At 58.0% G+C, this 14,180-nt stretch carries 7 protein-coding genes; 6 read left to right on the top strand and 1 reads right to left on the bottom strand.

Annotated elements, in window-relative coordinates:
- The first annotated feature begins 136 nt into the window (after positions 1-136).
- The 5 genes from rpoB to ACQZ5M_RS02115 all read left to right on the top strand — a co-directional run bounded on the left by rpoB (position 137) and on the right by ACQZ5M_RS02115 (position 12,835).
- Positions 137-4,276: a DNA-directed RNA polymerase subunit beta gene (gene rpoB, locus ACQZ5M_RS02135; protein WP_449078978.1), complete on the top strand. Its 4,140-nt coding sequence runs from the start codon at positions 137-139 to the stop codon at positions 4,274-4,276.
- A 183-nt stretch (positions 4,277-4,459) separates the two neighbouring features.
- Positions 4,460-8,668, top strand: coding sequence for a DNA-directed RNA polymerase subunit beta' (gene rpoC / locus ACQZ5M_RS02130; RefSeq protein WP_449078977.1), 4,209 nt, complete (start codon positions 4,460-4,462; stop codon positions 8,666-8,668).
- 255 nt (positions 8,669-8,923) lie between these two features.
- Positions 8,924-10,507: an ABC-F family ATP-binding cassette domain-containing protein gene (locus ACQZ5M_RS02125; RefSeq protein ID WP_449078976.1), complete on the top strand. Its 1,584-nt coding sequence runs from the start codon at positions 8,924-8,926 to the stop codon at positions 10,505-10,507.
- A gap of 85 nt (positions 10,508-10,592) precedes the next feature.
- Positions 10,593-11,090: a MarR family winged helix-turn-helix transcriptional regulator gene (locus tag ACQZ5M_RS02120; protein WP_296075550.1), complete on the top strand. Its 498-nt coding sequence runs from the start codon at positions 10,593-10,595 to the stop codon at positions 11,088-11,090.
- On the top strand, positions 11,087-12,835 hold the full coding sequence (locus tag ACQZ5M_RS02115) for an FAD-dependent monooxygenase (protein ID WP_296075552.1): 1,749 nt from the start codon (positions 11,087-11,089) through the stop codon (positions 12,833-12,835). The genes ACQZ5M_RS02120 and ACQZ5M_RS02115 overlap by 4 nt, the downstream gene beginning before the upstream one ends.
- Before the next feature lie 118 nt (positions 12,836-12,953).
- Here ACQZ5M_RS02115 and ACQZ5M_RS02110 read toward each other — a convergent pair whose 3' ends face one another.
- Complete coding sequence (locus ACQZ5M_RS02110; protein WP_113261687.1) at positions 12,954-13,247, bottom strand: transcriptional regulator; 294 nt, start codon at positions 13,245-13,247, stop codon at positions 12,954-12,956.
- 557 nt (positions 13,248-13,804) lie between these two features.
- Here ACQZ5M_RS02110 and rpsL point away from each other — a divergent pair.
- Positions 13,805-14,176, top strand: a complete 372-nt coding sequence (gene rpsL, locus ACQZ5M_RS02105) for a 30S ribosomal protein S12 (RefSeq protein WP_003507760.1) — start codon at positions 13,805-13,807, stop codon at positions 14,174-14,176.
- Positions 14,177-14,180: the final 4 nt, after the last annotated feature.

Raw genomic sequence — 14,180 nt, 5'->3', positions numbered from 1 at the left:
AACCAGCTCATCAGGCAATCCGGCCTGATCGATCCGGGAAGTGGAACGAGATTGATTTTACCCATTATTCGACGGGGTCGACTGGCCATCGGTACCCGTCCGTTGCAGGCCCGGATGCAATTTTAAAGGAGCGACGATGGCTCAGACCCTTTCGTTTAACGGTCGTAGGCGCGTACGCAAGTTTTTCGGCAAAATTCCAGAAGTAGCGGAAATGCCGAACCTCATCGAGGTTCAGAAGGCTTCGTATGACCAATTCCTCATGGTTGACGAGCCCAAGGGCGGACGTCCCGACGAGGGATTGAACGCCGTATTCAAATCCGTATTCCCGATCACCGACTTCTCCGGCGCGTCCATGCTGGAATTCGTATCCTACGAATTCGAAGCACCGAAGTTCGATGTCGAGGAATGCCGTCAGCGCGATCTGACCTACGCAGCGCCGCTCAAGGTGACGCTACGCCTCATCGTGTTCGATATCGACGAGGATACAGGCGCGAAGTCCATCAAGGATATCAAGGAACAGTCGGTCTACATGGGCGACATGCCGCTCATGACCAATAACGGCACGTTCATCGTCAACGGCACCGAGCGCGTTATCGTGTCTCAGATGCACCGTTCGCCAGGCGTGTTCTTCGACCACGATAAGGGCAAGAGCCACTCTTCCGGCAAGCTGCTCTTTGCTGCGCGTGTCATCCCTTACCGCGGCTCCTGGCTCGATATCGAGTTCGACGCCAAGGATGTCGTGTTCGCGCGTATCGACCGTCGCCGCAAGCTTCCTGTCACCTCGCTCCTCATGGCGCTTGGCATGGATGGCGAAGAAATTCTGTCGACCTTCTACACCAAGGCGACCTACGCACGCGAAGGCGACGGATGGCGCATCCCGTTCCAGCCCGAGACGCTGAAGAACGCCAAGGTCATCACCGACATGATCGATGCCGACACCGGCGAAGTCGTTGTCGAGGGTGGCAAAAAGCTGACCCCGCGTCTGCTGCGTCAGTTGACCGAGAAGGGTCTAAAGGCTCTCAAGGCCAGCGACGAAGATCTGTACGGCAATTTCCTGGCCGAAGACATCGTCAACTATGAGACGGGTGAAATCTATCTCGAAGCTGGCGATGAAATCGACGATAAGGCGCTGACCGTCATTCTCGGTCATGGCTTCGACGAAATCTCTGTCCTCAACATCGACCACGTCAATGTTGGCGCCTATATCCGCAACACGCTTGCTGCAGACAAGAACGAGAACCGTCAGGACGCTCTGTTCGATATCTACCGCGTGATGCGCCCGGGCGAACCGCCGACCATGGATTCTGCGGAAGCCATGTTCAACTCGCTGTTCTTCGACGCCGAGCGTTACGACCTTTCGGCCGTCGGTCGCGTCAAAATGAACATGCGTCTCGACCTCGACGTGGAAGACACCGTGCGCACGCTGCGCAAGGACGACATCCTGGCCGTGGTTAAGATGCTGGTCGAGCTGCGTGACGGCAAGGGCGAAATTGACGACATCGACAACCTCGGCAACCGCCGTGTTCGTTCTGTCGGCGAGTTGATGGAAAACCAGTATCGTCTGGGTCTCCTGCGCATGGAACGCGCGATCAAGGAACGTATGTCCTCGATCGAAATCGACACTGTGATGCCGCAGGACCTGATCAACGCGAAGCCGGCAGCTGCTGCCGTTCGTGAATTCTTCGGCTCCTCGCAGCTGTCGCAGTTCATGGACCAGGTGAACCCGCTTTCGGAAATCACCCACAAGCGCCGTCTTTCGGCTCTTGGACCGGGCGGTCTGACCCGCGAGCGCGCAGGCTTTGAAGTCCGCGACGTTCACCCGACCCACTACGGCCGTATTTGCCCGATCGAAACGCCGGAAGGCCCGAACATCGGTCTTATCAACAGCCTGGCGACCTTTGCGCGCGTCAACAAGTACGGCTTCATCGAGAGCCCGTACCGCAAGATCGTGGACGGCAAGGTCACCACCGACGTGATCTACCTCTCCGCTATGGAAGAGGCGAAGTATTACGTTGCACAGGCCAATGCCGAGCTCGACGCTGAAGGCGCATTCACGGAAGAATTCGTGGTTTGCCGTCATGCCGGCGAAGTTATGCTGGCTCCGCGTGACAACATCAACCTGATGGACGTCTCGCCGAAGCAGCTGGTTTCGGTCGCGGCCGCCCTCATTCCGTTCCTGGAAAACGACGACGCTAACCGCGCTCTCATGGGCTCGAACATGCAGCGTCAGGCCGTTCCGCTTCTGCGGGCCGAGGCACCGTTCGTCGGTACCGGCATGGAGCCGATCGTTGCCCGTGACTCCGGCGCTGCCATTGCAGCCCGTCGTGGCGGCGTGGTCGACCAGGTGGATGCGACGCGTATCGTTATCCGTGCAACGGAAGATCTCGATGCTGGCAAGTCCGGCGTTGACATCTACCGCCTGCAGAAGTTCCAGCGTTCCAACCAGAACACCTGCGTCAACCAGCGTCCGCTGGTCGCCGTCGGTGACATTCTGAACAAGGGCGATATCATCGCGGACGGTCCTTCGACCGATCTCGGTGACCTGGCACTTGGCCGCAACGCGCTCGTCGCGTTCATGCCTTGGAACGGTTACAACTACGAAGACTCGATCCTGATGTCCGAGCGCATCGTCTCCGACGACGTGTTCACCTCCATCCACATCGAAGAATTCGAAGTGATGGCCCGCGACACCAAGCTTGGTCCGGAAGAAATCACGCGCGACATTCCGAACGTTTCGGAAGAAGCGCTGAAGAACCTCGACGAAGCCGGTATCGTCTACATCGGTGCGGAAGTTCAGCCTGGCGATATCCTTGTCGGCAAGATCACGCCGAAGGGCGAAAGCCCGATGACGCCGGAAGAAAAGCTTCTGCGCGCCATCTTCGGTGAAAAGGCTTCCGACGTTCGCGACACCTCCATGCGCATGCCTCCCGGCACGTTCGGTACGGTCGTCGAAGTTCGCGTGTTCAACCGTCACGGCGTCGAAAAGGACGAACGTGCGATGGCTATCGAGCGCGAGGAAATCGAGCGTCTTGCAAAGGACCGCGACGACGAACAGGCAATTCTGGACCGCAACGTCTATGGCCGTCTGGTCGACATGCTGCGCGGCCAGGTTTCGATTGCCGGTCCGAAGGGCTTCAAGAAGGGTGTTGAGCTTTCTAACGCCGTCGTCTCCGAATATCCCCGCTCGCAGTGGTGGATGTTTGCGGTCGAGGACGAGAAGGTTCAGGCCGAGATCGAAGCTCTGCGTGGTCAGTACGACGAGTCAAAGTCGCGCCTTGAACAGCGCTTCATGGACAAGGTCGAGAAGGTCCAGCGCGGCGACGAAATGCCTCCTGGCGTCATGAAGATGGTCAAGGTCTTCGTGGCCGTTAAGCGCAAGATCCAGCCGGGCGACAAGATGGCTGGCCGTCACGGTAACAAGGGCGTCGTCTCGCGTATCGTGCCTGTCGAAGACATGCCGTTCCTGGAAGATGGTACGCATGTCGACATCTGCTTGAACCCGCTGGGCGTGCCTTCGCGCATGAACGTCGGTCAGATCCTCGAAACGCACCTCGCATGGGCTTGCGCCGGTATGGGCAAGAAGATCGGCGAGCTGCTCGACGAGTATCGCAAGACGATGGACATCACCGACCTGAAGAACGAGTTGACGGAAGTCTACGCGTCTGAGGCGAAGGACGAAGTGTCTTCCTTCGACGACGATGCGCTGGTGCGCCTGGCAGAGCAGTCCCGCAAGGGCGTCTCCATCGCAACACCGGTCTTCGACGGTGCGCATGAGCCCGATGTTGCTTCGATGCTGAAGCGCGCTGGTCTCAATGAGTCCGGTCAGTCGGTTCTCTATGATGGACGTACGGGTGAGGCTTTCGACCGCAAGGTGACTGTCGGCTACATGTACATGATCAAGCTGAACCACCTTGTCGACGACAAGATCCACGCTCGCTCGATCGGTCCTTACTCGCTCGTTACCCAGCAGCCGCTGGGCGGAAAGGCGCAGTTCGGCGGTCAGCGCTTCGGGGAAATGGAAGTCTGGGCTCTGGAAGCTTACGGCGCAGCCTACACGCTGCAGGAAATGCTCACCGTCAAGTCTGACGACGTGGCGGGCCGCACCAAGGTTTACGAAGCGATCGTCCGTGGCGACGACACCTTCGAAGCTGGTATTCCCGAGAGCTTTAACGTTCTCGTCAAGGAAATGCGGTCTCTGGGCCTTTCCGTCGAGCTGGAAAACTCCAAGCTCGAAGAGCAGCAGGCTGGCGATCAGCTGCCTGACGCGGCGGAATAAGATCAGAAAAGGCAGGCGCTTCGAAATGAGCGCCTGCCAGTTTCGCTCACGGACGCGTGTTCGTGGGCGGACACTTTCGCCGCATTTTGCGGATAGATCCATATTTGAAGCACTGGCCGGTCAGCCCGGGAAAGATCGCGCCAGATGCAAGCAAGGGGCTCCATCCCCTTAAGGAGACAAGGCATGAACCAAGAGGTCATGAATCTTTTCAACCCGCAGGTGCCCGCGCAGCATTTCGATTCCATCCGGATTTCGATCGCTTCGCCGGAAAAAATCCTGTCGTGGTCCTACGGCGAGATCAAGAAGCCGGAAACAATCAACTACCGTACGTTCAAGCCTGAGCGCGACGGCCTGTTCTGCGCGCGCATTTTTGGACCGATCAAGGACTATGAGTGCCTGTGCGGTAAGTACAAGCGCATGAAGTACAAGGGCATCATCTGCGAAAAGTGCGGCGTCGAAGTGACGTTGTCGCGCGTTCGCCGTGAGCGTATGGGCCATATCGAGCTTGCTGCTCCAGTTGCCCATATCTGGTTCCTGAAGTCGCTGCCTTCGCGTATCTCGACCCTGCTCGATATGACGCTGAAGGATGTAGAGCGCGTTCTCTACTTCGAAAACTACATCGTGACCGAACCTGGCCTGACTTCGATGAAGCAGAACCAGCTTCTGTCCGAAGAAGAGTACATGATTGCTGTCGATGAATTCGGTGAAGACCAGTTCACGGCCATGATCGGTGCTGAAGCGATCTATGAAATGCTCGCTTCCATGAACCTCGAGAAGATCGCTGGCGATCTGCGTTCCGATCTTGCTGAGACCACCTCGGATCTCAAGCAGAAGAAGCTGATGAAGCGTCTGAAGATCGTCGAGAACTTCATGGAATCCGGCAACCGTCCGGAATGGATGATCATGAAGGTCGTTCCGGTCATCCCGCCGGACTTGCGTCCGCTGGTTCCGCTGGATGGCGGCCGCTTCGCGACGTCTGACCTGAACGACCTGTACCGCCGCGTCATCAACCGTAACAACCGTCTGAAGCGTCTTATCGAGCTTCGCGCACCGGGCATCATCATCCGCAACGAAAAGCGTATGTTGCAGGAATCCGTTGACGCGCTGTTCGACAACGGCCGTCGCGGTCGCGTCATCACGGGTGCCAACAAGCGTCCTCTGAAGTCGCTCTCCGACATGCTCAAGGGCAAGCAGGGCCGCTTCCGCCAGAACCTTCTGGGTAAGCGCGTCGACTATTCCGGCCGTTCGGTCATCGTGACCGGTCCGGAACTGAAGCTGCACCAGTGCGGCCTGCCGAAGAAGATGGCGCTCGAGCTCTTCAAGCCGTTCATCTATGCCCGCCTTGACGCGAAGGGTTACTCCTCCACCGTCAAGCAGGCCAAGAAGCTGGTTGAAAAGGAAAAGCCGGAAGTCTGGGATATCCTCGACGAGGTCATCCGCGAGCATCCGGTTCTTCTGAACCGCGCACCGACGCTGCACCGTCTGGGTATCCAGGCTTTCGAACCGACTCTGGTCGAAGGTAAGGCCATCCAGCTGCATCCGCTCGTCTGCACGGCGTTTAACGCCGACTTCGACGGTGACCAGATGGCCGTGCACGTTCCGCTGTCGCTCGAAGCGCAGCTGGAAGCACGCGTGCTGATGATGTCGACGAACAACATTCTGCACCCTGCAAACGGCGCACCGATCATCGTTCCGTCGCAGGACATGGTTCTCGGCCTGTACTACCTATCGATCATGAACGAGCGCGAGCCCGGCGAAGGCATGGCCTTCTCCGACATGGGCGAGTTGCATCATGCTCTTGAAAACAAGGTCGTGACGCTGCATGCCAAGATCCGTGGTCGCTTCAAGACCATGGATGCCGACGGCAAGCTCGTTTCCAAGATCTATGAAACGACGCCTGGACGCATGATTATCGGCGAACTTCTGCCGAAGAACGTGAACGTGCCGTTCGAGACCTGCAACCAGGAAATGACCAAGAAGAACATCTCCAAGATGATCGACACGGTCTACCGTCATTGCGGCCAGAAGGACACGGTCATTTTCTGCGACCGCATCATGCAGCTCGGCTTCACCCATGCCTGCCGCGCCGGTATTTCGTTCGGCAAGGACGACATGATCATTCCGGACACCAAGGCGAAGATCGTTGGCGACACCGAATCTCTGGTGAAGGAATACGAGCAGCAGTACAATGACGGCCTCATCACCCAGGGCGAAAAGTACAACAAGGTTGTCGACGCCTGGGGCAAGGCGACTGAAAAGGTCGCCGAAGAGATGATGGCCCGCATTAAGGCTGTTGAGTTCGACGAGGAAACCGGTCGTCAAAAGCCGATGAACTCCATCTACATGATGAGCCACTCCGGCGCCCGCGGTTCACCGAACCAGATGCGTCAGCTCGGTGGTATGCGCGGCCTCATGGCCAAGCCATCGGGTGAGATCATCGAAACGCCGATCATCTCGAACTTCAAAGAAGGTCTGACCGTTAACGAGTACTTCAACTCGACCCACGGCGCCCGTAAGGGTCTTGCAGACACCGCTTTGAAGACGGCGAACTCCGGTTACCTGACACGTCGTCTCGTCGACGTTGCGCAGGACTGCATCGTCAACTCTCGTGATTGCGGCACCGACAAGGGCCTCACCATGACCGCCATCGTCGATGCCGGTCAGGTCGTTGCTTCGCTTGGCGCACGTATTCTCGGTCGTACGTCGCTCGACGATATCGACAACCCGGTGACTGGCGAGAATATCGTCAAGGCCGGTACGCTGATCGACGAAGCCGATGTCGCTGTGATCGAAAAGGCTGGCATCCAGTCCGTTCGCATCCGTTCGGCCCTAACCTGCGAAATCCAGGTCGGCGTCTGCGGCGTCTGCTACGGTCGTGACCTTGCACGCGGCACACCCGTCAACATGGGCGAAGCCGTTGGCGTTATCGCCGCTCAGTCGATCGGTGAGCCGGGCACACAGTTGACCATGCGTACGTTCCACCTTGGTGGCACGGCCAACGTTGTTGACCAGTCGTTCCTGGAAGCGTCCTACGAAGGCACGATCCAGATGAAGAACCGCAACATCCTCCGCTCGTCGGAAGGTGTTCTCATCGCCATGGGCCGCAACATGTCGGTTACCATTCTCGATGAGCGTGGCGTTGAGCGTTCTTCGCAGCGCGTCGCTTACGGTTCGAAGCTGTTCGTCGATGATGGCGACAAGGTCAAGCGCGGTCAGCGTCTGGCAGAGTGGGACCCTTACACCCGTCCGATGATGACGGAAGTGGAAGGTACTGTTCACTTCGAAGATCTGGTCGATGGTCTCTCCGTTCTCGAAGCGACCGACGAATCCACCGGTATCACCAAGCGTCAAGTTATCGACTGGCGTTCGACACCTCGTGGTTCGGATCTGAAGCCTGCGATCGTCATCAAGGATGCGTCTGGCGCTGTTGCCAAGCTGTCCCGTGGCGGCGAAGCCCGCTTCCAGCTTTCAGTGGATGCAATTCTGTCGGTCGAGCCTGGTCAGAAGGTTTCTCAGGGTGATGTGCTTGCACGTTCGCCGCTGGAAAGCGCCAAGACCAAGGACATCACCGGTGGTCTGCCGCGCGTTGCCGAACTCTTCGAAGCGCGTCGTCCGAAGGATCATGCTATCATCGCTGAAATCGATGGTACGATCCGTCTCGGCCGCGACTACAAGAACAAGCGCCGCGTGATGATCGAGCCTGCGGAAGACGGCGTCGAGCCAGTCGAATACCTGATCCCGAAGGGCAAGCCCTTCCATCTTCAGGAAGGCGACTACATCGAGAAGGGTGAGTACATCCTCGACGGTAACCCGGCACCGCACGACATTCTGGCGATCAAGGGCGTGGAGGCACTCGCTTCCTACCTCGTGAACGAAATCCAGGAAGTCTATCGTCTGCAGGGCGTTGTCATCAACGACAAGCACATCGAAGTCATCGTTCGTCAGATGCTGCAGAAGGTTGAGATCACGGATGCCGGCGACAGCCAGTATATCGTGGGCGACAACGTCGACCGCATCGAGATGGAAGACAACAACGATCGTCTGATCGAAGAAGGCAAGAAGCCTGCCTATGGCGAACCGGTTCTTCTCGGTATCACCAAGGCATCGCTGCAGACGCCGTCCTTCATCTCGGCTGCTTCGTTCCAGGAAACCACCAAGGTTCTCACCGAAGCTGCAATCGCCGGCAAGACGGACACGCTGCAGGGCCTCAAGGAGAACGTCATCGTCGGCCGTCTCATTCCGGCTGGTACCGGCGGCACCATGACGCAGATCCGCCGCATCGCGACGACCCGCGACGACCTCATCATCGAGGAGCGCAAGAAGAGCACTGGCTCTGCTTCCGCCAACCAGATGCTGCAGGACATGACGGACAAGGCACCGGCTGCCGAGTAAGGCAGTCAGGGCAGGGGCCTCTCATGGAGGTCCTCGCCAATGGACATAGAAACGCCCGGAGTAATCCGGGCGTTTTTTGTTTTGGTTCGGACAGTGGGCCGTTTTCTCAGGACACGCCTGCGAAAATTGATGTGACTTGAACGATCGGGCAAACGGTCTTATCTTCCAGATGCTTCGATAGAGGAGAGATGACGACAATGGATTTTACACGCGCAACCACTTCACCCTTGGTTCTGCAGCGAGATGTACTGTCCTATGGTTTCGTCGATTTCTCTTTCCGGTCTGTCCTGCATCAAGCCTGACGGCAAACCGCTTTTCACCAATATCGATTTCAATTTCACTGATGAGCGCATTGGGCTCGTCGGGCGCAACGGTGTGGGCAAGACGACGCTTTTGCGTGTGATCGCCGGAGATATGACCCCGCACGCCGGTTGCGTTGCCGTGAATGGCACGGTCGCGCTGATGCGCCAAGACGGGATGATTCACCAGGATGCGACGCTTGCCGATCTCTTCGGTCTTAAGGAGGCGTTGGCGCTCCTTGACCTTGCAGCCGAGGGGAAGGCAAGTGTGGAGGAACTGGCTGAAGCCGACTGGACTTTAGGGGCCAGAATGGAGTCGGCGCTGGCGGATCACGGTCTCTCCGCCGATCCCGATACGCGGCTTGCCAATCTTTCTGGTGGGCAGCGGGTCCGGGCGGCGCTTGCGGCGATAATGATGGCTGGGCCGGATTTCCTTTTGCTGGACGAGCCGACCAACAATCTCGACAGAGCGGGCCGGGATCTGGTGATCGCGCTTGTCCGTCATTGGAAGGGTGGCGCAATCGTCGTCAGCCACGATCGCGAACTGCTGGAAGAGATGGATGCGATTGCAGAACTCACGACGCTTGGGTTGTCCCGCTATGGCGGTAATTTCAGTGCCTACCGTGGGCGTAAGCAGTTAGAACTGGACGCGGCGACACATGATCTTTTGCATGCGGGAAGAGCAAGTCGTGAGGTGGCACAGCGCGCGCAGCAAGCGTCCGAGCGGAAAGCACGTAAGGACAGTGTGGGGGCGAGGAGCCGGAGCAGAGGCGATCAGCCGAAGATATTGATGGATGCGGCGCAGGGGCGGGCGGAGGCCTCCGGCGGCGCAAGTCAGCGGTTGCGCGATGCCCGACGCGAGGCGGCCGAGGAAGCATTATCCTCCGCACGCTCGCGGATAGAAGTACTTCAGCCGATTCGAATGGATATCCCGTCGACCGGTTTGGTCGCAGGCAAGACCGTCCTTCGCCTCGATGCTGTTTCCGGCGGCTATGACCGATCACGACCTGTCATCCGTGACCTTACCATGGCCGTGACTGGGTCGGAACGCATTCTGCTTGCCGGACCGAATGGAAGCGGCAAGTCCACGCTGTTGAAAATGATCTCCGGTGCGTTGACACCATTTGAGGGCGCTGTGGACGTGCGGGTGCCCTTCGCGGTTCTCGATCAGCACGTCCTGTCTCTCTCCGGTGATATGAGCTTGCTTGAGAACTTCCAGCAGATCAACCCCGTGACAGCAGATCGAGAGGCCTATGCTGCGTTGGCTCGGTTTAAATTCCGCGCAGACGATGCATTGCGCAAAGCGGCCAATCTGAGCGGCGGCGAACGCCTGCGGGCCGGGCTCGCTTGCGCACTTGGTGCCGTGACACCGCCGCAACTGTTGATCCTCGACGAGCCGACCAATCATCTGGACCTGGATGGGATTGCAGCGCTTGAGGGAGCATTGGCAATCTATGACGGGGCGATCCTTGCTGTTAGTCACGACGAGTCATTCGTGAGGGCGCTGTCACCGCACAGGGTCATTCGATTGGCGGGGTGAACGCCTCCATTTGTTTTGTCAGTGTCTGGAACCATTAGCTTGATCTCTAGTTGACAGCATGTTGTCAATTTGACGGGAGGCTGACATGAGTGCCGATGACACCCAGAAGATCGTTCGCGGCCTCGTGCTTTCTATTTTCGAAAGCAATGGTCGGTTGGTGGATACGGGCAATCGGATCGTCGGGCCACTTGGACTGACGACGGCATGGTGGCAGGTTTTAGGAGCGTTGGGCTACGCACAGTTGCCGCTGCCCGTCGCGCACATCGCTCGTAACATGGGTTTGACACGCCAGTCGGTACAGCGTGTGACTGATCTTCTGGTCGAGCGTGGATTTGTCAGGCTGGAGCCGAACCCCCATCACATGCGGGCAAAGCTCGTCGTGCTGACAATAGCTGGCAGGGCAGCTTTGAAACAGGCCGAGACGGCCGTTCTGTCGCTTGACGAATACATTCTCAGGCGCGTTGGCGCGCAGCGGTTGGCCGCCGCCATGGACGTCCTGCGAGACCTCAATTCAGCACTGGACGAAGCTCTCCAAACGAATGGCGATGATCTCGACGAGGCATCCGAGAAAGAAACATTATGAAGGCGGAACAAGAGAAAAGAAATTTCGATGTCGATGTGATCATCGTCGGGGGCGGTCCAATCGGGCTGACGACGGCCTGTGCGCTGGCGCATCACGGTGTGACATTTCGACTGTTTGAACAGCGACACGAGCCGCGCGCGCATTCCCGCGCCAATAATCTCTGGGCTCGTCCACAGGAACTCTTGGCGAGCATTGGTCTTCGCGATGCCCTTGCAGAGAAATCCTACCAGATAACCGAAATCAACACGCTGCTGAATGGGCGCCCGGTCAACCCCGTCAGGATCGCCGATGTCGATAGTCCTTACGGACCCGTTCTCTATAGCGGCCAGGACGTAATCGAGCAGACGTTGACTGAACGGATCAGGAGCAGCGCAGGAGAGGTCGAGCGAGGTAGAAGGGTCATCTCCTTCGAGCAGGATGCCGATGGTGTGACGGTCACGGTCGGCACGGTCAGCCGGGATGATGAAGATCAAATCGTTGAACCCATCGAGACCTTGCGCTGTCGTTACCTCGTCGGCGCAGACGGGCACGATGGCTCTGTCCGCAAGGGACTGGGTCTCGAATTTGAACTCAAGAAGCTGCCTCACGTCATGAACCGGCAACTTGACGCAAAGCTGACATGGCGCCGCTCCACCGACTTCGACCATCTGTGGTTTTTCTATTACGAGAAAGGCTTCTGTGGGGTGCTCCCCGTCTGGGGCGGGTATCACCGCCTGTTCTTCCTGTCCGACGATACCGGTCTTCCGGACAGAGACCCGACTCTAGAGGAAATGCAGGCCATTGCACGAGAGGTTACCGAGGACGAGACACTGACGCTCACCGATCCCATCTGGTTGACGCATAGTCGCTTTCAGCATGGGGCTGCGGACCACTACGCCAAGGGAAGGGTATTTCTTGTAGGTGACGCTGGACACGAGGCGCTGCCTGCTGGCGGGCAGGGCATGAATTCGGGGTTTCATGACGCGGTGGGTTTGGCCTGGCGCTTGGCGATGGTCCTTGACGGTTGGGCGGCACCTCTGCTGCTTCAGTCTTATGATGATGAGAGGGGCGGCGAGCACCGCAGGCTTGACGATCAACAGGTTCGCGGTTTTGAAAACAGCGTTTATCGCGGCGCGATCAAGGATGCCGCGATCGATCTGGCGGCAAGGTTCGTTCCAGATATCGGCACGCTCATTCAAGGCAGTGCGGATCTGCAGCAATTGAATGTTGCCTACCCGAAAAGCCCCTTGAACGAGGACCATCTGTCCGGGTTAAAGGACCTGGTCACCAAGACCGCACCGAAGGCAGGGGAGCGCGCTCCGGATGCAAAGGTGATCGCACAGGACGGCAGTTCGACGACGCTCTTCGATTGCATCTACAATCCCGATGGAGAAAGTTTTGGGTGGACGCTGCTTGGGTTCGACGGGCGCAATCGGGAAAGCTCGGCTCGACTTCAGTCGAGTTTCGCGACCGTCAGTGACTGGTATTTCATTCGTCCCCGCCTGGTGCTCGCCACCGCGACTGCAGGGGAGACGAAGCCGACCTCCCTCTATGACCTCGATCATGAAGCGCATAGTGCTTACGGTATCGAACAGCCGTCACTGATCCTCATTCGACCGGATGGGCACATCGCTTACAGAGGCGAGGCTGATCGTCCCGAAAAGCTCCGATCATACTGCCAGAAGATTTTTGGTTTGCCTCGTTCTGGGGCGCAGGCCCGCGTCGATCCGTTGGTGGCGGAGAGCTGTCGGGCCGAGTCCAATTGAAGGAGAGGTGAGGTCTTGACCAACGATTTAACCTGCGCAGGCTAAGGCTATCCGGCTGAGTCTGCGCGGAGGTGGCGAGGAACACGGGGGCGCGCTGCCGCACGCCCCTTTTCTATTGTCACGCAAAGCGGATGATCGACACTTCGCCTTCCAGGGCGCCCTGATAGGCGGATGCATGGGGTTCGTCGTCCGGCACTTCGGTAATCATGCCGATCTGGTCGAGATCGGCTTCGAGGAAGCCTTCTTCCGACAGAGCGTTCAAGGCTTCGCGCACGGCCGTGTCGTCGTCTGGCGCCTGGAGGATGACGTGGATGTCGATGCCGTCTTCGCCTTCGCGCTCATAGGCCTTGCCGATAATGACGAAGACCATAGCTTCGTCGCGTCCATTATCGTTGTCGGGTTCGGTGATCATGACGCGATTCCTTTTGTCTTTGGTGGAGGGTGCCAGAGGCGAATCCATCTGACGTTGACGCCTGCCACATGTTGTGTCCATCGCAACCCTGATCTTGGGCCGAATGGTGCTTCAAGGGAATCAATAGACGGCTTTTGTGAAAAGCCAAAGGGCACAAGCCGAAAAACAATGGTGAGGGTAGGGGCTTTATGGTAAAAGCCTTGAGAATTGCCCCAGCGCCGGGCGTTAGAGCCTGCCACGCGGGGACAAAATTCGGATTCACCCTTGACGAAAGCGGGCTAAGACAGTAGTACGCCCGCCATCGGAGCCGATGTGAAGTCTGGCCATCTGGGACGACTCGTCCTGGAGATCACTTCAAACAGGGGTCCAAAACACGTAAGAGACACGATTGTTGCACGCAAGACGTATGTCTTTACGTCCTCTGCTCTTGGTGGTCCATCCGAGGAAACCGGATCGGGCCACGTTTTGCGCATGAGGCTGTGCGTGTTTGGTTGCCGGAGACGGCGTAGCCGCCACCCGAAGGGGTGGCTAAAGTAGTTTTTGCAAGGGATGGTTATATGCCTACCGTAAACCAGCTGATCCGTAAGCCGCGTCAGGCACAGGTAAAGCGCAACAAGGTTCCTGCTCTGCAGGAAAACCCACAAAAGCGTGGCGTTTGCACCCGCGTTTACACGACGACCCCAAAGAAGCCGAACTCGGCTCTTCGTAAGGTTGCCAAGATCCGCCTCACCAACGGCTTCGAAGTCATCGGTTACATTCCTGGTGAAGGTCATAACCTTCAGGAACACTCCGTTGTCATGATCCGTGGTGGCCGCGTCAAGGACTTGCCGGGCGTTCGTTACCACATCATCCGCGGTGTTCTCGATACCCAGGGCGTCAAGAACCGTAAGCAGCGCCGTTCGAAGTATGGTGCGAAGCGTCCGAAGTAATTCG

The organism is Rhizobium sp. 22-785-1 (genome assembly GCF_053521965.1).
This window is presented reverse-complemented; position numbering and strand designations above follow the sequence as displayed.